At 61.4% G+C, this 23,419-nt stretch carries 23 protein-coding genes and 1 tRNA gene; 9 read left to right on the top strand and 15 right to left on the bottom strand.

The features are described from left to right. Nucleotides 1-320: GntR family transcriptional regulator (locus QZ638_RS12620; protein ID WP_295810873.1), on the bottom strand; the 320-nt coding region annotated here is incomplete at its 3' end. Between the two features lie 359 nt (nt 321-679). Between QZ638_RS12620 and QZ638_RS12615 the strand changes: the two genes are divergently transcribed. The 5 genes from QZ638_RS12615 to QZ638_RS12595 are packed head-to-tail and all read left to right on the top strand — an operon-like array spanning nt 680 to nt 6,613. Beyond that, the gene (locus QZ638_RS12615; RefSeq protein ID WP_295810870.1) at nt 680-2,137 is read left to right on the top strand and encodes an aldehyde dehydrogenase family protein; all 1,458 of its coding nucleotides are present in this window, start codon (nt 680-682) and stop codon (nt 2,135-2,137) included. A 17-nt stretch (nt 2,138-2,154) separates the two neighbouring features. Next, nucleotides 2,155-3,414, top strand: a complete 1,260-nt coding sequence (locus QZ638_RS12610; protein ID WP_295810867.1) for an FAD-dependent oxidoreductase — start codon at nt 2,155-2,157, stop codon at nt 3,412-3,414. Nucleotides 3,415-3,426: 12 nt separating this feature from the next. Further along, nucleotides 3,427-4,428, top strand: coding sequence for a 4-hydroxyproline epimerase (locus tag QZ638_RS12605; protein WP_295810864.1), 1,002 nt, complete (start codon nt 3,427-3,429; stop codon nt 4,426-4,428). A 40-nt stretch (nt 4,429-4,468) separates the two neighbouring features. Continuing rightward, nucleotides 4,469-5,581 carry a cis-3-hydroxy-L-proline dehydratase gene (locus QZ638_RS12600; protein WP_295810861.1) on the top strand — a complete coding sequence of 371 codons (1,113 nt, stop codon included), beginning with the start codon at nt 4,469-4,471 and terminating at the stop codon, nt 5,579-5,581. Between the two features lie 3 nt (nt 5,582-5,584). Further along, nucleotides 5,585-6,613 (top strand): proline racemase family protein, encoded by a 1,029-nt coding sequence (locus QZ638_RS12595; RefSeq protein ID WP_295810859.1) that lies wholly within the window; start codon nt 5,585-5,587, stop codon nt 6,611-6,613. Nucleotides 6,614-7,027: 414 nt separating this feature from the next. Here QZ638_RS12595 and rpsU read toward each other — a convergent pair whose 3' ends face one another. The 6 genes from rpsU to cysG form a co-directional block, all read right to left on the bottom strand. Then, nucleotides 7,028-7,255, bottom strand: a complete 228-nt coding sequence (rpsU, locus tag QZ638_RS12590) for a 30S ribosomal protein S21 (protein WP_007010888.1) — start codon at nt 7,253-7,255, stop codon at nt 7,028-7,030. 296 nt (nt 7,256-7,551) lie between these two features. Then, the gene (locus QZ638_RS12585) at nt 7,552-8,073 is read right to left on the bottom strand and encodes a DUF934 domain-containing protein (protein ID WP_295810855.1); all 522 of its coding nucleotides are present in this window, start codon (nt 8,071-8,073) and stop codon (nt 7,552-7,554) included. A 9-nt stretch (nt 8,074-8,082) separates the two neighbouring features. Beyond that, nucleotides 8,083-8,850 carry a phosphoadenylyl-sulfate reductase gene (locus tag QZ638_RS12580; RefSeq protein WP_295810853.1) on the bottom strand — a complete coding sequence of 256 codons (768 nt, stop codon included), beginning with the start codon at nt 8,848-8,850 and terminating at the stop codon, nt 8,083-8,085. Beyond that, nucleotides 8,825-10,495, bottom strand: coding sequence for a nitrite/sulfite reductase (locus tag QZ638_RS12575; RefSeq protein ID WP_295810849.1), 1,671 nt, complete (start codon nt 10,493-10,495; stop codon nt 8,825-8,827). The genes QZ638_RS12580 and QZ638_RS12575 overlap by 26 nt, the downstream gene beginning before the upstream one ends. A gap of 16 nt (nt 10,496-10,511) precedes the next feature. Next, nucleotides 10,512-10,820, bottom strand: coding sequence for a DUF2849 domain-containing protein (locus QZ638_RS12570; RefSeq protein WP_295810876.1), 309 nt, complete (start codon nt 10,818-10,820; stop codon nt 10,512-10,514). Next, nucleotides 10,820-12,247: a siroheme synthase CysG gene (gene cysG / locus QZ638_RS12565; protein WP_295810847.1), complete on the bottom strand. Its 1,428-nt coding sequence runs from the start codon at nt 12,245-12,247 to the stop codon at nt 10,820-10,822. Before cysG ends, QZ638_RS12570 begins: the two co-directional genes overlap by 1 nt. Nucleotides 12,248-12,474: 227 nt before the next feature. Between cysG and QZ638_RS12560 the strand changes: the two genes are divergently transcribed. Next, on the top strand, nt 12,475-12,921 hold the full coding sequence (locus QZ638_RS12560; protein WP_295810844.1) for a host attachment family protein: 447 nt from the start codon (nt 12,475-12,477) through the stop codon (nt 12,919-12,921). A gap of 34 nt (nt 12,922-12,955) precedes the next feature. Here the strand turns inward: QZ638_RS12560 and QZ638_RS12555 are convergent, their stop codons facing one another. The 6 genes from QZ638_RS12555 to QZ638_RS12530 form a co-directional block, all read right to left on the bottom strand. Next, the gene (locus QZ638_RS12555) at nt 12,956-13,699 is read right to left on the bottom strand and encodes an SDR family NAD(P)-dependent oxidoreductase (RefSeq protein WP_295810842.1); all 744 of its coding nucleotides are present in this window, start codon (nt 13,697-13,699) and stop codon (nt 12,956-12,958) included. A gap of 75 nt (nt 13,700-13,774) precedes the next feature. Then, nucleotides 13,775-16,012, bottom strand: a complete 2,238-nt coding sequence (locus QZ638_RS12550) for a transglycosylase domain-containing protein (RefSeq protein WP_295810838.1) — start codon at nt 16,010-16,012, stop codon at nt 13,775-13,777. Nucleotides 16,013-16,123: 111 nt separating this feature from the next. After that, nucleotides 16,124-16,741, bottom strand: coding sequence for a ribonuclease D (locus QZ638_RS12545; RefSeq protein WP_295810834.1), 618 nt, complete (start codon nt 16,739-16,741; stop codon nt 16,124-16,126). 16 nt (nt 16,742-16,757) lie between these two features. After that, complete coding sequence (locus tag QZ638_RS12540; RefSeq protein WP_295810832.1) at nt 16,758-18,140, bottom strand: dipeptidase; 1,383 nt, start codon at nt 18,138-18,140, stop codon at nt 16,758-16,760. A 128-nt stretch (nt 18,141-18,268) separates the two neighbouring features. Further along, nucleotides 18,269-19,261, bottom strand: a complete 993-nt coding sequence (locus QZ638_RS12535; RefSeq protein ID WP_295810830.1) for a BMP family ABC transporter substrate-binding protein — start codon at nt 19,259-19,261, stop codon at nt 18,269-18,271. A 274-nt stretch (nt 19,262-19,535) separates the two neighbouring features. Then, nucleotides 19,536-19,847 carry a hypothetical protein gene (locus tag QZ638_RS12530; protein ID WP_295810829.1) on the bottom strand — a complete coding sequence of 104 codons (312 nt, stop codon included), beginning with the start codon at nt 19,845-19,847 and terminating at the stop codon, nt 19,536-19,538. Nucleotides 19,848-20,078: 231 nt separating this feature from the next. On the opposite strand from QZ638_RS12530, the gene QZ638_RS12525 reads away from it, so the two are divergent. Next, nucleotides 20,079-20,168 (top strand) — tRNA-Ser (locus tag QZ638_RS12525). Between the two features lie 296 nt (nt 20,169-20,464). Here QZ638_RS12525 and QZ638_RS12520 read toward each other — a convergent pair. Next, nucleotides 20,465-20,884, bottom strand: a complete 420-nt coding sequence (locus tag QZ638_RS12520; protein ID WP_295810827.1) for a DUF6220 domain-containing protein — start codon at nt 20,882-20,884, stop codon at nt 20,465-20,467. Between the two features lie 2 nt (nt 20,885-20,886). Next, on the bottom strand, nt 20,887-21,462 hold the full coding sequence (locus tag QZ638_RS12515) for an NAD(P)H-dependent oxidoreductase (protein ID WP_295810825.1): 576 nt from the start codon (nt 21,460-21,462) through the stop codon (nt 20,887-20,889). 89 nt (nt 21,463-21,551) lie between these two features. Here QZ638_RS12515 and QZ638_RS12510 point away from each other — a divergent pair, with 89 nt between their 5' ends. Together QZ638_RS12510 and QZ638_RS12505 are read left to right on the top strand one after the other, a co-directional pair. Further along, nucleotides 21,552-22,445: a LysR family transcriptional regulator gene (locus QZ638_RS12510; RefSeq protein ID WP_295810822.1), complete on the top strand. Its 894-nt coding sequence runs from the start codon at nt 21,552-21,554 to the stop codon at nt 22,443-22,445. 510 nt (nt 22,446-22,955) lie between these two features. Further along, nucleotides 22,956-23,297: a metalloregulator ArsR/SmtB family transcription factor gene (locus QZ638_RS12505; RefSeq protein WP_295810819.1), complete on the top strand. Its 342-nt coding sequence runs from the start codon at nt 22,956-22,958 to the stop codon at nt 23,295-23,297. Nucleotides 23,298-23,419 lie beyond the last annotated feature (122 nt).

Here is a 23,419-nt window from a genome sequence, read left to right as displayed (position 1 = left end):
ACGGCGAGCCGGATCATCTCGCTTTCCAACAGGGCGCGGAACTCGAAGATCTCCTTGATCTCCGATGTCGACAGCGCGGCCACCACAGTGCCTTTGTAGCGCTGCGTGGTGACGAGCCCGTCCTGTTCCAGTCTCTGCAGTGCCTCGCGTACTGGTATACGGCTGGTGTTGAACATCTGCGCGATGTGATCCTGACGCAGGTGTTCTCCCTCCGCCAACTCGCCCTCAATGATCGCCTTGCGCAGGGCCTCGAACACCAGGTCGGTCGCCGATGCCGTCTGTCTTACATCGATGCTTTCCAGTTTTATCTCCTGAGCCAATGTTCCGCTGCGCCATCTGCCGCCATGTCGGGTTGTGCTTGGGCGCCCCGCGATTCGGCTTCCTTGAAGGATAGCGATTTTCCAATTGTATATTGGATCCAATCTACGTTAAAGAACTCTTTGAGGAACTGGCGTTTGCACGCGAAGGGAGCACGCCAGCGGGCCGATGCGGGCCGACGATGCGGTTGAAAGCGCCGGTGGTCCTGCGCCGGTATGGCTGCGGTCGCACCTTCTCCGGCGTCCATCGGCCTCATGCGCAAATGGCAGGCTGGCACAACGAAGCATCGCATGACTGTCAGGCTCCGCCTGCGTTAGGGTGCCGGTAAACTGAAACCGATACAAACCGGGGTATTCCACCAATGGCGCTCAACGAAACAGCTACCAACCAGTTCAAAAATTACATTGCCGGTGAATGGGTTCACGGCGACAGCCAGGTCGAGAACATCAATCCGTCGGACACGCGCGACGTGGTGGGCATGGCGGCACGCTCTGGCGCTGCCGACCTCGACCGCGCCATTGACGCCGCCCATGATGCGGCCCCCGGTTGGGCGCGTTCCACGCCGCAGCAGCGCTTCGACATTCTCGATGCCGTCGGTAATGAGATCATTGCCCGCAAGGACGAACTCGGCCACCTGCTTTCGCGCGAGGAAGGCAAGACGCTGGCGGAAGGCATTGGCGAGGTCGTCCGCGCCGGGCAGGTGTTCAAGTTCTTCGCGGGCGAGGCTGTTCGCCTGCCGGGCGAGCGGCTCGATTCCATCCGCCCCGGCGTCGAGGTGGACATGCGCCGCGAACCCATGGGCGTTATCGGCATGATAACCCCGTGGAACTTCCCCATCGCCATTCCCGCATGGAAGATCGCGCCCGCGCTCGCCTACGGCAACACGGTGGTGCTGAAACCGGCAGAGCTGGTTCCGGGCTCGGCCTGGGCGCTTGCGGAAATCCTGTCGCGCGCCGGCCTGCCGGAGGGCGTGTTCAACCTGGTGGCTGGCCGTGGTTCCGAACTCGGCCCCCGCATGATCGAAAACCCCAAGGTCCGCGCCATTTCCTTCACCGGTTCCGTTCCGACCGGCCGTGGCATTGCCGCCGCCTGCGGCGAACACCTCAAGAAGGTGCAGCTTGAAATGGGCGGCAAGAACCCGCTTGTGGTTCTCGACGATGCCGATCTCGATGCGGCGGTGGGTGTTGCGCTCAATGGCGCTTTCTTCTCCACCGGCCAGCGCTGCACGGCATCGAGCCGCCTCGTCGTCACGGAAGGCATTCACGACCGTTTCGTCTCCGCGCTGACCGAAGAGCTCAAGGCCCTCGTCGTCGGCGATGCGCTCGACCCGAAAACCCAGATGGGCCCGGTGGTCGACGAAAAGCAGCTTGAGCAGAACCTTTCCTATGTCCAGATCGCCGGTCAGGAAGGTGGCAAGCTTGCCTTTGGCGGCGAGCGCCTTTCGCTGGAGAAGCCCGGTTTCTACATGGCGCCCGCGCTCTTCACCGAGACCGGCAACGACATGCGCATCAACCGCGAAGAGGTTTTCGGCCCCGTCGCCAGCGTCGTCCGCGTCAAGGATTACGAGGAAGCGCTGCATGTGGCCAATGACACGAGCTTCGGCCTTTCCTCCGGCATCTGCACCACATCGCTCAAACACGCGAGCGACTTCAAGCAGAAGTCCCAGGCCGGCATGGTCATGGTCAACCTGCCCACCGCCGGTGTCGACTACAACGTGCCCTTCGGCGGCACCAAGGGGTCGAGCTTCGGTTCGCGCGAGCAGGGGCGCTATGCCGTCGAATTCTATACGACGGTGAAGACGGCCTACACGCAGCCCTGATCGGCAGGAGGGGAGGAATGGGCAAAGCGCGCGTGCAAGGCAAGGCCGATGTCGCCATCATTGGCGGCGGCATCATCGGCATAGCCACCGCATTCCGCCTTGCAGAGGCGGGCCAACAGGTCGTGCTCATCGAGCGCGATGCGCCGGCCAATGCCGCGAGCCGGGGCAATGCCGGTGCTTTCGCCTTCCCTTCCATCCTCCCGCTGGCATCGCCCGGTATTCTCTTCAAGGCTCCGAAATGGCTGTTCGATCCGCTGGGGCCGCTCTCCATACCGCCGGCGCAGTTTCCGTCGGTTCTGCCATGGCTCTTGCGCTTCTTCCGCGCCTCCATGCCAGACCGCATCGAGGCCAGCACGGCAGCGCAGGCAGCGTTGAACCAGCTCTCCGAAGCCGAAACTGCAACCCTCACGCAGGAAGCCGGGCTCGACCGTCTGGTGCGCCATGATGGCGCTTTGGAGCTTTATGAGAGCGGGGCCGCATGGCGCGCTTCGCTGAAAAGCTGGGAGCGTTGTGAGAAGGCCGGCGTCGAGATCGAGCATGTGGAAGGCGCGCGCCTTGCCGAATTGCAGCCGGGCCTCTCGCCAAGGTTGGTGAAGGGCGTGTTCCTGCCGCAGTGGAAAACGGTCAGCGACCCGCGCGACTATGCGCTTGCCCTGTTGGAAGCAGCTCAGGCGCGGGGCGTCCATCTTGTCGAGGGAGCGGTCTCTCATCTGGCCGATAGCACCGAAGGCGTCATGGTCACTCTTGAGGATGGTCGAACCCTCAAGGCAGACCATGCCGTTCTCGCCGCCGGGCCGTGGTCGAACAGGCTCACCGCGACGCTGGGCGAGAGGCTGCCCGTCACACCCGAACGCGGCTACAACACCACGCTGCCGCCCGGCAGTTTCGATCTGAGACGACAGGTCATCTTTCCCGCGCATGGCTTCGTGGTCACGCCGCTTGCCACCGGCATCCGCGTCGGCGGCGCGTCCGAGCTTGCTGGTTTCGATGCCCCGGTCAATTACCAGCGCGCACGGCACATGCTCGACAAGGCGGCCGGTTTCCTGCCGGGGCTGAAGCGCGAAGGCGGAACGGAGTGGATGGGCTCGCGCCCCTCCATGCCAGATTCGCTTCCGGTCATCGGGCGGGCCTCCTCCAGCCCGCGCATTTTCTATGCCTTCGGCCACGGCCATCTGGGGCTCACGCAGTCGGCCGCCACCGCGCGGCTCGTCACTGATCTGATCCTTGAGCGAAACCCACCCATCGACATATCGCCCTTCCGGCCCGGCCGGTTTTGACAGGAAAGCACCATGGTGGTCAGCACGTTCACCTGTATCGACGGACACACCTGCGGAAACCCCGTGCGGGTTGTGGCCGGCGGCGGTCCACAGCTCCAGGGCTCCACCATGCTGGAGCGCCGCGCGCATTTCCTGGCCGAATATGACTGGATCCGCACCGGCCTCATGTTCGAGCCGCGGGGCCATGACATGATGTCGGGCTCCATCCTCTATCCGCCCACGCGCGAGGATTGCGACATCGGCATCCTTTTCATCGAAACGTCGGGCTGCCTGCCCATGTGCGGGCATGGCACGATTGGCACCATCACCATCGGCATTGAAAACGGCCTCATTCGTCCGCGCGAGAAAGGTGTTGTCCGCCTCGACACGCCGGCGGGTCTCGTGGTCGCGGAATATGAGCAGAGCGATCGTTTCGTGGAAAAGGTGCGCCTCACCAATGTGCCGGCCTTCGTTCATGCGACCGGTCTCACTGCCGAGGTCGAGGGGCTTGGCGACATCACGGTCGATGTCGCCTATGGCGGCAATTTCTACGCCATCGTTGAGCCGCAGGCAGCCTTCGAAGACATGGCGAACCATACGGCGGGCGAGCTCATAGGCTGGAGCCCGAAACTGCGCGCGGCCCTCAACGCGAAATACGATTTCGTCCACCCCGAAAAGCCCGACATCAAGGGCCTGAGCCACATTCTGTGGACCGGCAAACCCACCCGGCCCGAAGCGCACGCGCGCAATGCTGTGTTCTATGGCGACAAGGCCATCGACCGCTCGCCCTGCGGCACGGGCACCTCGGCCCGCATGGCGCACTGGCATGCGAAAGGGCTCCTGAAACCCGGCGATGATTTTGTCCACGAAAGCATCATCGGCTCCATGTTCGAAGGTCGTGTGGAGGCAGAAGCGCGAGTTGCGGACAAACCCGCCATCGTGCCTTCGGTCGCCGGCTGGGCGCGCGTTACGGGCTACAACACGATCATGATCGACGACCGCGATCCCTATGCCCATGGTTTCGTGGTTGTCTAAATCAGTTGCAGGAAATGTTGAAACGTCCTGAGGAGAGACCATGAAAATCACCGCCATCCACGCCTATCAGGTCGATCTGCCGTTAAAGGAAGGGCGCTATTCATGGTCGAATGGAAACTTTGTTGAAGTCTTCGATTCCACCGTCGTCGCCATCGAGACGGATGAAGGCATAACCGGCTATGCCGAATGCTGCCCGCTGGGTTCGGCCTATCTGCCATCCTATGCGCGCGGTGTCCGGGCCGGGCTTGAGGAAATCGCGCCAAAGTTGATCGGTCTCGACCCCACCAATCTCGGTCTGGTCAACCGCGCCATGGATGCCGCGCTGAACGGCCATCCCTATGTGAAGGCGCCGCTCGACATCGCCTGTTGGGATATTCTCGGCAAGGCGAGCGGCCTGCCGCTGGTCACGCTTCTTGGCGGCAGCGCGCAGGACGAGGTGCGCCTTTACCGCGCCATCTCGCAGGAAGACCCGGAGACGATGGCGAAGAAGATCGCCGGCTACAAGGCCGAGGGCTACACCAAGTTCCAGCTCAAGGTGGGTGGCAATGCGGATGATGACATCGCCCGCATCCGCGCCTGCCGCGAAATCCTCGACGACACGGACATTCTCGTGGCCGACGCCAACACCGGCTGGACCCGCCACGAGGCAGCGCGGGGGGTCGATGCGGTGGCCGATCTCGATGTCTATATCGAGCAGCCATGCCCCACTTATGACGAGTGCCTGTCGATCCGCCGTCGCACGGCAAAGCCTTTCGTGATGGATGAAAACATCACCGGGCTCGACATGCTGGTGCGCGGTCTGGCCGATGACGCATTCGATGTCATCAACCTGAAAATCTCCAAGGTCGGCGGTCTGTCGAAAGCCCGCGCCATGCGCGATGTGTGCGTGGCGCACGGCATTCCCATGACCGTTGAAGACACATGGGGCGGCGACATCGTCACCGCCGCGATCGCGCATCTGGCACAGTCGACGCCGTCCGATTTCGTCTTCTCGGCAACGGATTTCAATTCCTACGGCACCAAGGCCATCGCCGCCAACGCACCGAAACGCGTGAATGGCGGCATGAAGGCGCCGTCCGGGCCGGGCCTTGGCGTCGAGCCCGTTTTCGAGGCGCTCGGCGCGCCGGTTCTGTCATTCGGGAAAGGTGCCTGAGCCATGCGTTCCAGCCGAGCCATCCATGTTGTCTCCTGCCATGCCGAGGGCGAGGTCGGCGACGTCATTGTCGGCGGTGTGCTGCCGCCGCCCGGAGAGACGCTGTGGGAGCAACGCAGTTTCATCGCCAGCGATGAAAACCTGCGCAATTTCGTGCTCAATGAGCCACGCGGCGGCGTGTTCCGCCATGTCAATCTTCTCGTTCCGCCGAAAAACCCAAAAGCCGATATGGGCTTCATCATCATGGAGCCGGAAGACACGCCGCCCATGTCCGGCTCCAATTCCATCTGCGTTGCCACCGTGCTCCTCGACACCGGCATCGTACCAATGGTTGAACCGGAAACGAAGCTCGTTCTGGAAGCGCCGGGCGGTCTCGTTCACGTGACCGCCGAATGCCGCAACGGCAAGGCCGAGCGCATCCGCGTTACCAATGTACCGTCATTCGCCGACCGTCTCGATGCATCCCTCGAGGTCGCGGGGCTCGGCACGATCACGGTCGATACGGCCTATGGCGGCGACAGTTTCGTCATCGCCGATGCCGCAGCTCTCGGTTTCTCCGTCACGCCGGACGAAGCCCGCGAATTGGCCGAAACCGGTGCGAAGATCACACGGGCGGCAAATGAGCAGCTCGGCTTCACCCATCCCGAAAACCCCGAATGGGATCACATCTCCTTCTGCCAACTCGCACTGCCGGTGGAAGAAACGGCGGATGGTCTCGTCGGCCGCAACACGGTCGTCATCCGCCCGGCCAAGCTTGACCGCTCACCCACCGGCACCGGGTGTTCCGCCCGCATGGCCGTGCTCCATGCGCGTCGGCGCATGAAAGTGGGAGACCGCTTCACGGGTGTGTCGATTCTGGGTTCGCGGTTTCAGTGCCGCATTACGGGTGAAACACGGGCAGGAGATAATCCGGCTATCATACCTGAAATTGCCGGACGCGGCTGGGTCTCCGGCATGCATCAACTGATGCTCGATCCTTCCGATCCATGGCCCGAAGGGTACAGGATTTCGGACACCTGGACAGATCTTTAGTATTTTAGAAAAAGTTTACTCTATTGCCCAAATATGGTCGAAGTGCCTCATTTCTCGGAACAAATCTACACGTCGCGGTTTTATTTCCCGAATGCGATTTGAAATATCGAGTAAGGACAATGACGCAACAAGACAATCGACAGGAGCGCCGGAGCGACGCATATCGCGCTGACACTGCGCACAGTGTCAGAGAGCGTCTCGGTCAACCGGAAAATACGCGGTTTCTGAACAGAATGCCGCATTTCTCGCTGGATTCGGAGATTCCGGACGAATTTCAGGATTTGTTGGGAAAACTGGACGAGGCGGAGAGTCGCGCCGGGTGATGCCATCGAAACAAAACAAGGACGGGGCATGCGCCACACCGTCCTTGCTTCGTAAAATCCTGTAAAACCAAGACTTTCCCGGCGGTCAGTCTCAGGCTGCGCGGCGCTTTTTCGGCAGAAGACCTTCACGCTGAGCCTGCTTGCGGGCCAGCTTGCGCGCGCGGCGGACAGCTTCGGCACGCTGGCGTGCGCGCTTTTCCGACGGCTTTTCATAAGAACGGCGGGATTTCATTTCCCGGAAAACACCCTCGCGCTGCATCTTTTTCTTGAGCACTTTAAGGGCCTGATCGACATTGTTGTCGCGAACGATAACCTGCAATGGACTTCCTTCTTCAGTTGGCGTTTCAATGGTTGAGCATGGCCAAGGCGCTGGAAAGCGCGAAGGGTAGCTCACGGTCAATCTTATTTCGCATCGGCGCTGGGCTTGGCATCAGCCGGCGCAAAGACGCAAAAAGCGCCCGACAAGGGGCGACTCAAGACGGAGCGCACCATAGCAGAAGTTCCGCCAAATGCACCCCTTGGCGATTTATATAGGAAGAAACGCGGAAATTTCGAGATGAAACGACGCAAAACAGCGTCGAAATTTCGCCATTCCCGAGCGAATTCTCCGAAAACTCAGGCCGAAACTCGCCGCCAGGCATAGGAACCGGGTGCTGCCGAGGCCTTGGCAGCCGGTTGATAGTAGAGCGGTATGCCAGCTTCCTTGCCGGCCTCGAGCTGGCCGATCGTGTATGGATTGACGATTTCGAGTGTGGAAAATCCGACCCGAAACATATGCGCGATCTGGTCGATCAGCACATCGCCTGTGGCGCGGATTTCTCCCCGGTATCCGTGACGTGTGCGCAAAAGCTCGGCCTTGGAGTAGCTGCGCCCGTCATTGAAAGCAGGGAAGGCGAGCGCGACCAAGGGCAGATGCGCCAGATACGGAAGAACGGCGTCCAGCGCGTCGCCCGGCAGAAGCTCGACGCCGATGCGTTCGATGGCGTTTCGGCGCGTCGTTTCATCGAGTTCGAGAAAGATTCCGAGCGGCAGGATCACATGCCCGCCGTCATGAAGCGCGGCAATATCCTCGGCCTTGCGCCAAAGATTGTCGCGGAACCCCTCGGGCGTCCAAAGCCGAACGTCTGACATGCTCATGAAAAACTCCTATCCCGAGGTTGGTGCGAGCGAGGTCTCGAGCCCGGGCAAATGGATACCGCATTCGGTCTTGGCCTGACCGGCCCAGCGGCCCGAACGGGGATCGTCGCCGGGCTGTACGGGGCTGGTGCAGGGAAAGCAACCGATCGACAGATAGCCGAACGCCACCAGCGGGTTTTGGCGCAGATCGTGCCTGCGCATGTAATCGGCCTGATCCCCGGTCGACCAGCGCGCGAGCGGGTTGACGCGGATGCGCGGGCCTACGGCTTCAAACACAGGCATTTCCGCCCGCGTGGAAGCCTGCCCGCGCTTGCGTCCGGTAAACCAGGCGCGATAGGGCGCGATGGCGCGGGCCATGGGCTCCACCTTGCGGATCGCGCAGCACCGGTCGGTGTCGCTCTGATGCAGAATGCCTTTCGGGTCGTCGGCAGCCAGCGCATCGTCGAGCGGCTGCACGATCACGATGTTCGTCAGACCCAGATCGTCGGCAAGCTGGTCGCGATATTCGAGCGTTTCGCCAAAATGCTGGCCAGTGTCGAGAAAGGTGATTGGCAGACCTGGCTCGGCATCGGCGATGAGGTGCAGAAGAGCCGCCGAATCCGCACCGAAGGAGGATGTGGCGGCAATGCCGCCTGCTCCGTCGAAAAGGTCGATCGCCACGGCAATGATCTCTTCGGCCGGCAAGTGCCCGTAGCGCAGGTTCAGAGCGGCTGCCAACTCGACCGTATCGCCGTTGGCAGCGAAATCGCGGTCAAGCTGCCTTGGCTTCGTGACCATAAAGAGCCTCCTTGAAGGGTGCGGGGCCGAGCCGGCGATAGGCGTCGAGGAATGTCTCGTCGCGGTTCTCGCGCTTGGCGAGATAGGTATCGACGATGGTTTCCACGGCGTCGGTAATTTCGTTCGGCGCAAAGCCGCGCCCGATGATTTCGCCGATGGTCGATCCCTCGCGCGCCGAACCGCCGAGCGTCACCTGATAGAGTTCGGCGCCTTTCTTCTCAACGCCCAGAATGCCGATATGGCCGACATGATGATGGCCGCAGGCATTGATGCAGCCGGAAATCTTGATCTGCAGATCGCCGATCTCGTCCTGGCGGGCCTGCGTCGCGAAACGTTGCGAGATCTCCTGCGCCACCGGAATGGAGCGGGCATTGGCAAGCGCGCAATAATCGAGACCGGGGCAGGCGATGATGTCGGTGATGAGACCGGCATTTGAAGTTGCCAGGCCGATCTCGACCAGGGCTGCGTGAAGCGCCGGCAGATCGGCGCGCGCTACATGCGGCAGGATCAGGTTCTGTTCGTGGCTGACGCGGATTTCATCATTGCCGTATTGCTCGGCGAGGTCGGCAATGGCGTCCATCTGCACATCGGTCGCATCGCCCGGCACTTCGCCGATGCCTTTCAACGACACGGTCACGGAGGCATAGTCTGGGTTGCTATGGGTATGCGCATTGCGGCGCAGCCAGTCGGCAAATCCCGGATCGGCTTTCACCGCTTTGCTCACGGTCGCGTCGCCTTCCGGACGAGCTTTCAGCTTCGGTGGCGCGAAATAGGTTTCGATGGCGCGGATGTCGGCGTCGGGGAGTTTCAGTTCGCTTTCTTTCAGAGCGGCGAATTCTTTCTCCACCTGCGCCGTCAATTCCTCCGTACCGGTTTCATGTACCAGGATTTTGATGCGCGCCTTGTACTTGTTGTCGCGGCGTCCGTTCAGATTGTAGACGCGCAGAATGGCCGTCACATAGGAGAGCAGGTCTTGCTCGGGCAAGAAGTCGCGGATCTTCTTGGCGACCATGGGCGTGCGGCCCAGGCCGCCGCCGACAAACACGGCGAAGCCCAGCGCACCCTCGGCATTCTTCTTCAAATGCAGGCCGATGTCATGCACCTCGATCGCCGCGCGATCGCGCTCGGCGCCCGTCACGGCAATCTTGAATTTGCGCGGCAGGTAGGAAAATTCCGGATGGAGCGACGACCATTGCCGAAGGATCTCCGCATAGGGGCGGGGATCGGCCACCTCGTCGGCGGCCGCGCCGGCGAAGTGGTCGGCAGTTACGTTGCGAATGCAGTTGCCGGACGTCTGGATGGCGTGCATCTCCACTTCGGCGAGCTCTTCGAGCACACGCGGGATGTCGACCAGCTTAGGCCAGTGAAACTGGAGGTTCTGGCGTGTGGTGAAATGGCCATAGCCCTTGTCATAGGTGCGGGCGATGTGCGCGAGCTTGCGCATCTGGCGCGGCGACAGAGAGCCGTATGGAATCGCAATTCGCAACATGTAGGCATGAAGCTGCAGATAGACGCCGTTCATCAACCTGAGTGGCTTGAACTGGTCCTCCGTCAGTTCGCCGGAAAGCCGGCGTTGCACCTGATCGCGAAATTCTGCGACGCGGGCCTGTACGAAGGCATGGTCGAATTCATCGTAACGATACATGGGACGTGGCCTGACGTTAGGCGGCGTGTTGCGCGGCGCTGCGCGCCTGCTTGCCGATCTCGGGATGAATGGACGGTCCACCGGCGCGGATGCGTTCGCGCAGCCGCTTTGGCAGGATGCGGCCCTCGGCGATCTCCACGTCGACGAGCGTGACGTCGATGACGATGTTGGCGGCGAGCGCAAGCTTCCCCGCGGCTTCGATGCGGGCTTCGTCTTCGGCGTCGCGTGCCACGTGAGCGGCATCGATCGTGTCGACCCAGCGATCGCCGGCGCCCAGCCAAACGGTTTCGCCGTCGGTCAGGCGATTGGCGGCTACAATTTTCATCATGCACGCTCCAATTGGTGCTTGTGGGTCGCGAGCGCTTCCGAGTGCTCGAAATTCGCGCCAGCCACGGCATCGCCGATCAGCGTCATCACGGGTCCGGTCAGTTCGCTGCGGTTCGAAAGCGAGGGAAGATCGCTCAGTGTTCCGTGCAACAGGCGCTTGCCGTCGCGGCTGGCGTTCTCGATCACGGCTACGGCGGTGTCCGGCGAGAGTCCGGCTTCAACCAGACGGTGAGCCACGTCGGCGGCGACCGATCGGCCCATATATACCGCAACGGTTGCACCGGAGACAGCGAGACTCGCCCAGTCGGGCAAAGTGCGCCCCTTCAGGTCATGCCCGGTGGTGAAAACGATGGACGAGGCCACGCCGCGCAGCGTCAGCGGCAGTTCGAAGTCGGCGGCGGCTGCGAAAGCGGCGGTCACACCGGGCACCACTTCATAGGAAACCTCGGCCTCCCGCAGGGCCGCCATTTCCTCGCCCGCACGCCCGAAAATCAATGGATCGCCGGATTTCAGCCGCACCACGCGTTTACCGTCGCGGCCAAGCGCCACGAGCAAATCGTTGATTTCGGGCTGGCTCTTGGAATGGCAGCCTTTGCGCTTGCCAACAGAGATGCGCTCGGCATCACGACGCCCCATGGCGACCACCGCTTCGGGCACCAGCGCATCATATACAATGACATCGGCTTCCATGAGCAGGCGCTGCGCGCGGAGCGTCAGGAGGTCTTCCGCACCGGGCCCGGCGCCCACCAGCGCGATATGGCCGGGAATGTTTTCGCCGGCGGCGAGCAGGCTGGAGGCGCTGCGCCGGGCAGCGGCCGTGTCGCCGCGGGCCATTGCGTGCGCTGTGTCGCCGGTGAAGAAGGCTTTCCAGAAACGGCGGCGGGCGAGGCCGCGCGGCACCAGGCGATCGACCGCATCGCGATACTGCGCGGCAAGCTGGGCAAGCGCGCCGAGCGACGGGGAGAGCATCTGATCGACGCGGGCCCGCATCATCTGTGCCAATACCGGGCCGGCACCCTCTGTGCCAATGGCGACTGCGAGCGGTGCCCGGTTCACCAGAGCCGGCGTATAGAAATCGCAAAGCTCGGGCCGGTCCACGGCGTTTACAGGAATGGAACGCGCGCGCGCATCCGCCACAATGACGCGGTCCTGCACCTCGTCGTCAGTGGCAGCGAATACAAGCGCCGCATTGTCGATGTAGCGCGGTGCGTAAGGGGCCTGTATCAGATGCGCGCCGTTGGCTACGGCCCAGTCGTAGAGGTTTTTTTCGGGAGCAGCGGCGACCAGCGTGATTGCCGCGCTCGACTGGCCCAGAAGGCGTGCCTTGGCGAGCGCTTCGTCGCCATTGCCGACAATAACGACGGCGCGGTTTTCCACCCGCATGAACACGGGGAAAGCGGCAAGCTTGGGAATGTCGGTCGCCATGGTTTGCGGGCCTTCTTGAAAGATGCCCGGAATAATGACGGTTTGCACGGTATTCTGAGAAGAAACACACTCGCCGCGCGGAGGATGCGACAAGATTGCTTTTTCACGGCGCCGCTTTTCGGCAGGAAATCCTTCCCCGACCGTTCCGGAATCCCCATATCCGTCATGTGGGAACAGGAAGCGCCAGGCTGCGTTTCTCCGAAACCACTTGAGCAATGGAGATCGAAATGGCTGAGTTCCGGCTTGTACACGATGCATGGGTTGTGGTTGCCGATGGAGAGAAGGCGCTTTTCCTTCGCAACGAAGGCGACGCCACCTATCCCAATCTGCAGGTCGTGCGAACGATCCATGAGGACAACCCGCCAAGTCGCGAGCAGGGCACGGACAAACCCGGGCGTTTCAACGACGGTCACGGAATTCACCGCAGCGCCGTGGACGAGACGGACTGGCATCGCATCGAGAAAGAACGCTTTGCCGCCGATGTTGCCGAACGGCTTTACAAACTTGCGCACAAGGGCAAGTTCGGTCGGCTGGTTCTTGTTGCACCGCCGCTGGTTCTGGGCGAGCTGCGCAAAGAACTGCACAAGGAAGTGGAGGACAAAATCATCGGCGAAGTCGCCAAGACCCTGACCAATCACACGGTCGGTGACATTGAGAAAGTGCTGATGCAATAGGTTTCTATCGGACCAGCACTAGCACCTCCTGCCCTCAAACGTGCTGACCACCATTAATGTGGATCTCCGAGCCGGAAACGTAGGATGACTGGTCGGAGCACAGGAAGAAGATCGTGTCGGCCACCTCCGACGTCTGTCCAAGGCGGCGCAGCGGAATGCCTTCGACAATCTTGTCCGTCCCGGGAGACAGGATCGACGTTTCGATCTCTCCAGGGGCGATGGCATTGACGCGAATACCGTGGGGGCCGAAGTCCGCCGCCATTTCCCGGGTGAGCGCGACGAGCGCCGCCTTCGATGTGGCGTACGCCGTTCCGGCGAATGGATGCACACGGCTGCCGACGATCGACGTAACGTTGACGATAGACCCTTTCGCGTTGCCGAGTTCCTTGAAGAGACCGCGGGCCAGCATGATCGGCGCGAAAAAGTTTACCTGAAACACGTCGCGCCACATATGCATCGGTGTGTCGATGGAATTCATGCGCGTGCCGCCTTCAAGCTTGGGCGAGATGGCGGCATTGTTCACCAGCGCGTCGAGCCGCCCGCCATTGGCCTCCAGCCGGTGCCGGATTTCGGCGACGGCAATGCCGACATCCTCCTGATCGGAGAGATCGACCTTGATGTGGTCCTCGGGCCCGGCCGGCCAAGGGCAATCCTCCGCGAAAGCCTGTCTGGAGCAGGTAATCACACGCCAGCCTTCGCGCGAAAAACGCTTCACCGTCGCATGGCCGATGCCTCGGCTCGCGCCGGTCAAAACCAGTGTCTTGCGTTCCTCGGCCATGCCCTGCTCCCTGTTCCGCTCCTATGTAGGCGAGAGAGCGCGGGAATGCGATAGGCAAAAGCGGATCGTGAGACTCTAATTTCCAAGTATGATGTCGAGGATCGACGTCTGCTTCCTCTGAGATCCGCCACCGACATCGGCCGGCGGCACGGGCCGTCGAACCGAGGCCGTGTGGCCAGGGTTTCCGCCGGCAGGCACCGCAGCGGGCGGTTTCGGCCGCTCGTGAGGCGGTTGGGCGCCATTGCCACCCACCGACGCTTGCGGAACGGGGCGGGTGTCGGGCTGCGTGGCGGCGATGCCGGGAGAAGATGCGCCAGGACGCCAGGAGCCAGGCAGCCGCTTGACGGGACGGTTTTTAACAGCCTCTTCCATAAACGCTTTCCAGGCGGGCACTGGCATCGAACTGCCCGTCGCACTGGTCGCCTTGGACGCATCGTTGCCGAACCAGACACCCGTCACGAGATCGGCGGTGTAGCCGACAAACCAGGCGTCGCGCGATTGCTGCGTCGTGCCGGTTTTGCCGGCGGCAGGGCGACCGATCCTGGCGGAGCGAGCGCTGCCGTACTCCACCGTGCCTTGCATCATGGCATTCATCATGCCGACGATCTCGGGACTTGCCACCCGTGTCATGCGCGGCTTGTCGTGACGGTAAAGCACCTTGCCGGAGGCGGTCGTGATGCGCTTGACGAAATAGACCTCAGGGCGCAATCCACCGGTGGCGAAGGGCAGATAAGCTGCCGTCAGCTCCAGCGGGGTGACTTCGGACGTGCCAAGCGCGATTGAGGCGTTGGCCTTGAGGTCGGATTCGATTCCCATACGATGGGCGAGCTCGACCACGGATTTGGGCCCGGCCTCCATGGCGAGCTGGGCTGCGACCGAATTGAGGGAACGGGCCAGCGCTTCCGCCAGGGTGACCGGGCCGTAATACTTGCCCTTGTAATTTTCCGGGCTCCAATCGCCAATCTTGATTGGGGCGTCGTTACGCACGCTGTCGGGCCGACGCCCCTGCTCGAGCGCAGCCATGAAAACGAACGGCTTGAAGGCCGAGCCGGGCTGGCGGCGCGCCTCGGACGCGCGATCGAACTGGCTGTTGGCATAGTCGTAGCCGCCCACCATCGCGCGCACGGCGCCGGTGGTGTCGATGGAGACGAGGGCGCCCTGACTGACGGCAAGCTTGCCGCCCTTCTCGTCGATCAGGCTGCGAATGGTCGACTCGGCCTGTTTCTGCAGTCGAAAATCGACCGTGGCTTCCACGACGATGTCGTTCTTTACATCGCCGATGAGCCCAGGAAGCTCTTCCATCACGCGGTCGGCGAAATAATGCTCGGAACCCGTCCAATACGCGGCGGCACGGGTGGCCGGCCGGCTCATGGCGGTGGTCATCTCGCTGTCGCCGATCATGCCCTGATCGCGCATGGCGGTCAGAACCACCTGCGCGCGGGTTTCCGCGGCCTGCGGATCGCGTGCCGGCGAAAGGCGCGAGGGCGCTTTCAGGAGACCCGCCAGAAGGGCAGCTTCCGACAGGCTGACATCGCGCGCCGACTTATTGAAATAACGCCGCGAGGCCGCCTCCACGCCATAGGCGCCCGAACCGAAATAAACACGGTTCAGGTACATTTCGAGGATCTGGTCTTTGGAATGCTTCTGCTCCAGCCACAGGGCGAGCAACACCTCCTGCACTTTGCGTTCGATGGTGCGGTCGGGTTTCAGAAACAGGTTCTTGGCGAGCTGCTGGGTCAGCGTCGAGCCCCCCTGGGTCAGCCGCCCGGCCATGACGTTTTCCGACATGGCTCTGGCCAGGCCAATGGGGTCGACACCGAAATGCGAATAAAAGCGGCGATCCTCAATGGCAATCACGGCCTGCGGGATGAACGGCGACATCTCGTGCAAGCCCACGGCTTCTCCACCGGTCATGCCGCGATTGGCGATCATATCGCCATCGGCGGAGACGATCTTCACATTGGGTGGGCGATCTGGAATTTCCCAGGTGGTCGCGGATGGCATCTTGGCGCCGTAATACGCGGTAATGCCGACCGCGGCGATACCGCCCCAAAGGGCAAGCACGAACGACCAGTAGACGGCGGTGCGAAGGAAACCGAAGAGACCGCGGCCGTTCGAGCCGTTGCGTCCGCTCCTTCGGCGGGTGCGCTTGCGGGGCGTGCGTTTTGCGTTCTTGCCCTTTGCAGGCTTGCGCCGTTGGCGGGAGGGCAGGACGCGGTCGCCATCGCCGAGTGTCAGATCGTCACCGCGCCGACGCGTTGCCGGCGCGTCGAATGTCGGTTCGATCCTTCGATTTTTCGTTCTACGCGCCATACGTTTTGTAGCCCCGTGACCCTGTAACCCGCACTTTCAATTGCGGGCACAGTAAAGGGCAGCGGTTTAAGGCGCAGTTAAGTCAAATTAAACGAAATCGACCGGGGATCATCAGCTGTGGGCAAATATGTCCGTCTCTTCCCAACCCATCAGATCCAACTTGGCACGGGTCGGCAGGAAACGGAAACAGGCCTCGGCCTCGCGCATACGTTTCTCGCGCTCCAGGCGCTCTGTCAGCTTTTCGCGCAGCTGATGCAGATAGAGCACGTCGGATGCCGCATATTCGAGCTGTTCGGGCGATAGCTCTTCAGCCGCCCAGTCGGAAGATTGCTGCGCCTTGGAGAGCGTGATGCCAAGCAACTCGTTGCACAGATCCTTCAGGCCGTGGCGGTCGGTGTAGGTGCGGGTGAGGCGCGAGCCGATCTTGGAGCAGAACACCGGCTCGGGCATAACGCCGACGGTGTGATAGAGAACCGCCAGATCGAAGCGCGCATAGTGAAACAGCTTGGTGATCTTGCGATTCTTCAGGAGAGCGACAAGGTTCGGCGCCTTCTTCTGGCCGGCATCGATCTGCACGACGTCTGCCGTGCCGTCGCCCGGCGAAAGCTGGACGACGCAAAGCCGGTCGCGATGGGGTTTGAGCCCCAGTGTTTCGGTGTCGATGGCGACGGCGTCCACATCGTAATGGCCGAGGTCGGGCAGATCGTTCCTGTGAAAACGGATGGTCATATCTTTGCTTTCCGGCCTATTGCTGGCTGAGGGCGTCGAGAATGCGGGCCCAGGACCGCTGACCGCGGTGGAACGAGGTGAGATCGTATTTCTCGTTGGGCGAATGGATACGGTCGTCCTGCAGACCGAAGCCCACCAGCAGGGTCTCCATATCGAGCATGCGGCGAAAATCGCCGACGATCGGGATGGACCCACCCATGGCGATGGCGACAGCCGGCTTGGACCATTCCTCCGTCAGCGCGGTCTGCGCCTTGGTGACGATCGGCATATCATAGTCGAGCTGGAAGGCCGGCGAGCCGCCATGCGGATGGAATTCCACACGGCAATCCCCGGGCAGCCGCTCCTCGACGAAGGCACGGAAAGCGGCGCGGATCTTGTCCGGATCCTGATTGTGGACGAGTCGGAACGAGACCTTGGCCGAAGCTTCCGCAGGGATCACCGTCTTGAAACCTTCACCAGTGTACCCGCCGGAGATGCCGTTCACCTCAGCCGTCGGGCGCGCCCATACGAGTTCCAGCGCGGAGCGGTCCTTCTCGCCGAACAATTTCGAAAGGCCGATCGGGCCAAGAAAGTTCTCAGTGGCCTCGCCGAGCCCTTCCCAGGATTTAAGGATGTCGGCCGGTGTCTCTTCGACACCATTGTAAAAGCCCGGCACCGCAATGCGACCGTTCTCGTCATGCAGATCGCCGAGAATGCGGGCGAGCACCGTGATCGGGTTGGCGGCAGCGCCGCCGAAGAATCCCGAATGCAGGTCGCGGTCGGCCGCCTTGACGGTGATTTCCTCGCCAACCAAGCCGCGCAGGCCGACGCAGACGGCGGGCGTCTCACGATCCCACATGGCGGTATCGCAAACGAGCGCAAATTCGGCCATCAACTCGTCGCGGTTTTCTTCCAGGAACGGCCGGAGCGAGGGGGAGCCGGACTCTTCTTCGCCTTCGAAAAGTATGGTGATCTTGCATGGCAGCTTGCCATGCACGTGCTTGTAGGCGCGGCAGGCTTCCACGAAGGTCATAAGCTGGCCCTTATCGTCGGACGAACCGCGTCCCAGGATTGCCTTACGGCCCGGCTCTATCTCCTTGATCGAAGGAGAAAAGGGGTCTTCGTCCCACAGGTTCAACGGATCGACCGGCTGGACGTCGTAGTGCCCGTAGAACAGAACGTGTGGGCCTTCGCCATCGTGATGCGCCACCACCATCGGATGTCCGGCGGTATCGCGAACGCTGGCGTCGAAGCCGATGGTTTTCAGATCTTCCACCAACCATTCGGCGGCCTTGCGGCACTCGTCGGCGAAGGCCGGGTCGGTGGAGATCGACTTGATCTTCAGAAGGTGGAAAAGCCGCTCCAGACTCTGATCGATGGAACGATCGAGTTGATCGAGAACCGGCACGAGATCGGACATGGATAGCTCCTGAAGACTGTTCGGAGAAAGATTGAATGCGGCCTATCACATTAATGCCGCGATGAGGAAAGGAAAAAGGGCCGCATGGCGGCCCTTCGATGGTTCACGGCTGGCGAAAACGCACTGCCTCAATAGGGGCAGGCGTTGTCGCTCAAAAAGTTGTGCACCTCGATCTCGCCATCGATGATCTTCTGCTTGGCTTCCTCGACGGCCGTCTTCATTTCGTCGGTCACAAGATCCTTGTTGTGTTCGTCCATCGCATAACCGACGCCGTCCTCGGCAAGGCCGAGATCCTGAAGGCCGTAGCTGAACTCACCGTTCTTGGCATCCATGAACGCGCTGTAAACCGCCACATCCACCTGTTTGACCATGGACGTCAACACATGACCCGGATGCAGGCCGTTCTGATTGGAATCGACGCCGATGCCAAGCTTGCCGGCATCCGCCGCCGCTTGGAGAACGCCAACGCCGGTTCCGCCTGCAGCGTGATAGATCACGTCGGCGCCCTGGTCGATCTGGGTGCGGGTGATTTCACCGCCCTTCGTGGGATCGTTCCACGCGGCGGGTGTATCACCGGTGTAGTTGCGGATAACGTTGGCATCGGGATTGGCCGCCTTGGCGCCGCCCACGTAACCGCATTCGAACTTGCCGATCAATGGAACCTGCATGCCGCCGACGAAGCCGACCGTGCCGGATTCGGAGGCAAGAGCGGCCAGCATGCCGACGAGGTAGGAACCTTCCTGTTCCTTAAAGGTCACGGAGCGCACATTGGGCGCATCGACCGCATCGTCGATGATTGTAAAATCCGTCTCCGGATAGTCGGGCGCGACTTTTTTCAGATAATCCACCCAGGTAAAGCCGGCCATGACGATAGGGTTGCGGCCGTTCTCGGCGAACCGGCGCAGCGCCTGCTCGCGCTGGGCATCGTTGGAGATTTCGAACTCCACATATTCGATGCCGGTTTCTTCCTTGAAACGCTCGGCGCCATTGTAGGCGGCCTCGTTGAAGGATTTGTCGAACTTGCCTCCCAAATCGTAGATGATGGCTGGAGCGATCTCTTCCGCAAACGCGCTCGCGGACATTGCGGTGGCGGCCAAAAGGCCGAGGACAATACGCTTCATGTGATCCACACCCTGTCGGTTGTTTTAGTTTCTGACTGCGCTGCACAAGCGGTCGGCCGAAAATGGCAAATCCGCCTAGGCACTCTGACGAGCGTTCCGCGACGGGCCGTGGACCATCGTGGACGGCATGGAGAAAGTCATACGCTCTCCCCTTGCGGTCACTCTTGCATGGCTGAAATCAAATTTCACGCGGAATTTTGACCGTTCGGAAAAACAACTGGGATGGTCTTTCGGACTGCGTCCCGAACTCGGAAAACCAAGTCTTTCGATGCGATCAGGCGAGAACCGTGCGTTGGCGCCGGTATCCGACGACGTAGAAAATGAGAGCGAGCGCGATGAAAACCAGCCAGCCGGGCAGGGTCAGAATATGAATAATGACCGGGTCCCATATGACGGGAAAGGTGTAGCGCTGGATCAGCGCCTGCGCCTGGTTGAGCGTGTCCGGCGACACGGAATACCAGCTTTCGCCGAGAGGGGTGAAGGTCAACGCGGATGCAGCAATGGAGCGTGTCGCATCGATCACCGCCATGACGACGGCAATCGCGAGGGCGAAAACAGCCAGTATTCGAAAGAACAGGCGCAACATCCATTCCTCGCATCTGCGCCGGCGCCGGGTCTCCGACCTTGCGCCGCGGATCGTTCCCTTCGAGACATAGGCCCGGCGGCACAGGAAGGCAATCGGGGCGCGGAAAGTTGAGTGCATATGAGGGGTGGGGGCACGAAAGTGCAGCAAATTGCAAAACTGTCACAGACTGGACTTGGCATTCTCGATCAGATCGACTAGATGAGCCTCGCGCGGCTCCAAACGCCGCGTCCTGGAGAGGTGGCCGAGTGGTTGAAGGCGCACGCCTGGAACGCGTGTATACGGGAAACCGTATCGAGGGTTCGAATCCCTCTCTCTCCGCCATAAGCCGCCGATTGCCTTCTACGGCGCGATTTTGCCACCGATCACCGCACGCCACCAAGGGCGCGTCGATAGCGTCGGTTTGACGCCACAGCACAATGTATCTCGGATGTCAGAGGCGGTAGCAATCGGCTCCATTATGGTCGCCCGCCGCCGTTGCCTTAAGCCTAGCGTCCGTCTGTAACCGATCGAGGCGTAAGGGGAAATGCAAGTCGGCTGCAAGGATCGGCGCGGTGTGGAATGTCGCTTTAGACACTTTAGGTGGCGGGCGGAAGGCTGGGGTCGCTTAATCTCTAATTCTATTGGGTATGCAGCGTCACGGGCTGCGCGCGGCGGCGCTCGACCTTGGCCAACAACACGAGGCTTGCCGTTAAAAGCAGTGCCCCATTGAACGGATGGAATGAGAGCGGCAACGGTTTAGAGCCCGCCGCCAGCACCACCTGGACGAGATAGAGCAGGAAAACGAGACCAGCCCACCAGCCGAAGCCTCGCAGGCGAGAAACCGACAGGGCACCGCCAACGAGGACAAGAGCAGGAATGGCAAGGACGCCGCCGAATCCCGCATGCACCCCCCAAAGCGCACCGTCCTGGAAAAGGGCGGTGCCGGCACTCAGGAACTGGGCAAGAAGTCCGGCAGGCAGAAGCCTTGCCGACCAGGTGAACCAGCCGGGCGTGCCGCGTTCGAGGTCTATGAAAGTGTCGTGGATCTTGGTCGCCATGGTCAGGCCGCCTTTGCTTCGCGCGCCGGGGTCGACGCGATCCATTCCGTGAGGCGGAGGACATAATCGTCGGCCGCGGCCGCGAGCGCTTCAGGCGGCAGCTTGTCGGCTTCATAGACAATGAAAGGCGACGACCATCGGAGCCCGCAGCGATTGGCCGTTGCACGAAGAGGTGCAAAAAGTGCCTCGATCGTGAACATATTTCGTCCGCCCGGATGGTAGGCTTCGGGCACGTTGCCGGCGGTGGCCGCCAGCATCAACGGGGTGCCTTCGAGCGCGCGACCTTCCGCTTCGTAGGCAAGGTAGAACATGCGCGTAAGCACAGCATCCTGCCATGCTTTCATCAACGGGGGCGTCGAATACCACTGCACCGGAAACTGGAGCACGATGCGCGGAGCGGCAAGCAGACGTGCCGCCTCCCGTTCGCCGTCGCGAACCATGTCCATGCCATAGGGATAGACAGACTGCATGTCGACGACATCGATATCTGGGAGCCTTGCTGCTGCCGAGGCCAATGCGGCATTGGCCTTCGAGCGAGAGGGGTCGGGGTGGAAAAGGAGGATGAGAGTCTTGGTCATAATCGTCTCCGCAGGTTGCGATTGCGAGACGATGCCGTCGACAGAAAAATTACTCCAATCGATTTTCAATCTGATCTATTATCTGTCAAATGAATTTAAGATCGCTCGACCTCAACCTTCTCGTGGTGCTCGACGCGCTTCTGGACGAGGCTCATGTCAGCCGCGCAGCCGATCGGGTCGGCTTGTCCCAGCCGGCAGCTTCGGCGGCGCTGCAACGCTGTCGCCATCTCTTTCGCGACGAACTGTTGGAACGTGGTCGCGGAACCATGCGCCTTACCCCGAAGGCCAAGGCGCTGCGTGCGCCGCTGAAATCGCTGTTGACGGGGGTTGTGGATCTGGTCGACCCGCCGGAGGTGCCGCTCAGTGAGATACGCCAAACCCTTCGGATCACCATGGCGGACTATCCGGCGCTGCTTGTGATCGCCCCCATGCAGCGGGAACTTCAGTATTCTGCGCCCGGTATAGATCTTGTGATCCAACCATGGCACGGCGCCGATGCCGCCCGTCTACATTTGATGGAAGGAACCACCGACCTGGCCATTTCCGTCTTTCCGCCAGCGGAGGACGAACTTCACCGAGAGGAGTTGCTCGTTGAGCGCTATGTGGTCGCCATGCGTGAGGGCCATCCGGCAATCGACAACTTCGATCTCGACACCTGGCTGCGTTATCCGCACATCCTTGTCTCCGGTCGGGGCGATACGCGAACCCCGCTCGACACGGAGCTTGCCGGCCGCGGACTCGCCCGGCGGGTCGGTCTCGTCGTGCCCAATTTCCAGATTGTTCCGTCGCTCCTTCAGGACTCCGACATGATCGCCATGCTGCCTTCACGCGTTGTGAGCGCCGAAGGCCAACTTGTTTCTTTAGCGCCGCCGATTCCAATCTCCGGCTTCACTCTCCATCTCGCCTGGCACCACCGCCGGGCCGCGGATACGGCGCTCAGACACGTTGCCGCAATGGTCGCCTCCCTGTTGCGCGAGCGTTGACAGTCTCTCTCGTTCAGGCGCTCGCCAAAGTTGGCTGAAACATCGAATGGGTGCGCTCGTGCCTGGTCGTTGGGGGGGCGATTCCAGTCAATTCGATCCTGAAAGCGGTTGTTTCTGCAAACGCCACCCTGTTCGCCATCCGGTTGGCGTGTTTTTAGCCATCGTGGCGAGCGTCCGATCGGTCGCAAATTATGCGCAGATGCAAGCGATGAGGAAGGTGAGGTGGCGGCTAGCTTGAGGACGGAACGAACCGCATGCAAACCGCGGTCTTGCCAGACAAATCGACCGCCGATCCCTTCAATCGTCGATTGGATATTTCGCGGGATAATGCGCTCTTCCGAAAAGCCGGATTGCCTGTACTGCAACTGCCAACCAATGCCGGCAGTTCGGTGTCTTTACTCGGGTCTACGATGCCGATCGCTCGGCCAACCAAGCGCTTGGTATTGTAAAAGTTAGCAAAGTTGCGAAGTTTTCCTTGCACGATAAGGGTGTGATCTGATAGTTAGCATTATGACTAAGTATGAACCCGAGCTTTCGCGCCTGTTCCATGCACTGGCCGATCCGACCCGTCGGTCGATTCTGGCGCACCTGGCTGAAGGGCCGGCCCGGGTGACCGATTTGGCTGGCCCCACGAACCTGCGTCTGCCCACAGTGATGCGGCATATTTCGGTGCTGGAAGAGGCCGGGTTGATCGTTACGTCCAAGGAGGGACGGGTGCGCACCTGTGCCGTGGTGCCAGAGGCTCTGGAGCCGGCACGCACATGGCTCGATGAACAACGGGTCATTTGGGACGCCCGGCTCGATCGACTGGAAGCATTTACGATGAAAGCGTTTAAGGAGCGTAGGAAATGATGTTGAAGCTGAACCGAAACGGCGCGCCTGCGACATTCAATCACGCAGGAGGCCGCTTTGCGACGCTGACCTTCGAGCGGGAGATGACCGCGCCGCTGTCTGCTTTGTGGCAGGCATGGACA

The organism is uncultured Nitratireductor sp., assembly GCF_913053745.1.
Classification (GTDB): Bacteria; Pseudomonadota; Alphaproteobacteria; order Rhizobiales; family Rhizobiaceae; genus Nitratireductor.
This window is presented reverse-complemented; position numbering and strand designations above follow the sequence as displayed.

What these genes read in the sequence shown, in the direction of transcription:
- QZ638_RS12615 (WP_295810870.1), top strand. Translation starts at nt 680, where the DNA reads ATGGCGCTCAACGAAACAGCTACCAACCAGTTCAAAAATTACATTGCC.
- QZ638_RS12610 (WP_295810867.1), top strand. Translation starts at nt 2,155, where the DNA reads ATGGGCAAAGCGCGCGTGCAAGGCAAGGCCGATGTCGCCATCATTGGC.
- QZ638_RS12605 (WP_295810864.1), top strand. Translation starts at nt 3,427, where the DNA reads ATGGTGGTCAGCACGTTCACCTGTATCGACGGACACACCTGCGGAAAC.
- QZ638_RS12600 (WP_295810861.1), top strand. Translation starts at nt 4,469, where the DNA reads ATGAAAATCACCGCCATCCACGCCTATCAGGTCGATCTGCCGTTAAAG.
- QZ638_RS12595 (WP_295810859.1), top strand. Translation starts at nt 5,585, where the DNA reads ATGCGTTCCAGCCGAGCCATCCATGTTGTCTCCTGCCATGCCGAGGGC.
- QZ638_RS12585 (WP_295810855.1), bottom strand. Translation starts at nt 8,073, where the DNA reads ATGAGCATGTCAGACGTTCGGCTTTGGACGCCCGAGGGGTTCCGCGAC.
- QZ638_RS12580 (WP_295810853.1), bottom strand. Translation starts at nt 8,850, where the DNA reads ATGGTCACGAAGCCAAGGCAGCTTGACCGCGATTTCGCTGCCAACGGC.
- QZ638_RS12575 (WP_295810849.1), bottom strand. Translation starts at nt 10,495, where the DNA reads ATGTATCGTTACGATGAATTCGACCATGCCTTCGTACAGGCCCGCGTC.
- QZ638_RS12570 (WP_295810876.1), bottom strand. Translation starts at nt 10,820, where the DNA reads ATGAAAATTGTAGCCGCCAATCGCCTGACCGACGGCGAAACCGTTTGG.
- cysG (WP_295810847.1), bottom strand. Translation starts at nt 12,247, where the DNA reads ATGGCGACCGACATTCCCAAGCTTGCCGCTTTCCCCGTGTTCATGCGG.
- QZ638_RS12560 (WP_295810844.1), top strand. Translation starts at nt 12,475, where the DNA reads ATGGCTGAGTTCCGGCTTGTACACGATGCATGGGTTGTGGTTGCCGAT.
- QZ638_RS12555 (WP_295810842.1), bottom strand. Translation starts at nt 13,699, where the DNA reads ATGGCCGAGGAACGCAAGACACTGGTTTTGACCGGCGCGAGCCGAGGC.
- QZ638_RS12550 (WP_295810838.1), bottom strand. Translation starts at nt 16,012, where the DNA reads ATGGCGCGTAGAACGAAAAATCGAAGGATCGAACCGACATTCGACGCG.
- QZ638_RS12545 (WP_295810834.1), bottom strand. Translation starts at nt 16,741, where the DNA reads ATGACCATCCGTTTTCACAGGAACGATCTGCCCGACCTCGGCCATTAC.
- QZ638_RS12540 (WP_295810832.1), bottom strand. Translation starts at nt 18,140, where the DNA reads ATGTCCGATCTCGTGCCGGTTCTCGATCAACTCGATCGTTCCATCGAT.
- QZ638_RS12535 (WP_295810830.1), bottom strand. Translation starts at nt 19,261, where the DNA reads ATGAAGCGTATTGTCCTCGGCCTTTTGGCCGCCACCGCAATGTCCGCG.
- QZ638_RS12530 (WP_295810829.1), bottom strand. Translation starts at nt 19,847, where the DNA reads ATGTTGCGCCTGTTCTTTCGAATACTGGCTGTTTTCGCCCTCGCGATT.
- QZ638_RS12520 (WP_295810827.1), bottom strand. Translation starts at nt 20,884, where the DNA reads ATGGCGACCAAGATCCACGACACTTTCATAGACCTCGAACGCGGCACG.
- QZ638_RS12515 (WP_295810825.1), bottom strand. Translation starts at nt 21,462, where the DNA reads ATGACCAAGACTCTCATCCTCCTTTTCCACCCCGACCCCTCTCGCTCG.
- QZ638_RS12510 (WP_295810822.1), top strand. Translation starts at nt 21,552, where the DNA reads ATGAATTTAAGATCGCTCGACCTCAACCTTCTCGTGGTGCTCGACGCG.
- QZ638_RS12505 (WP_295810819.1), top strand. Translation starts at nt 22,956, where the DNA reads ATGACTAAGTATGAACCCGAGCTTTCGCGCCTGTTCCATGCACTGGCC.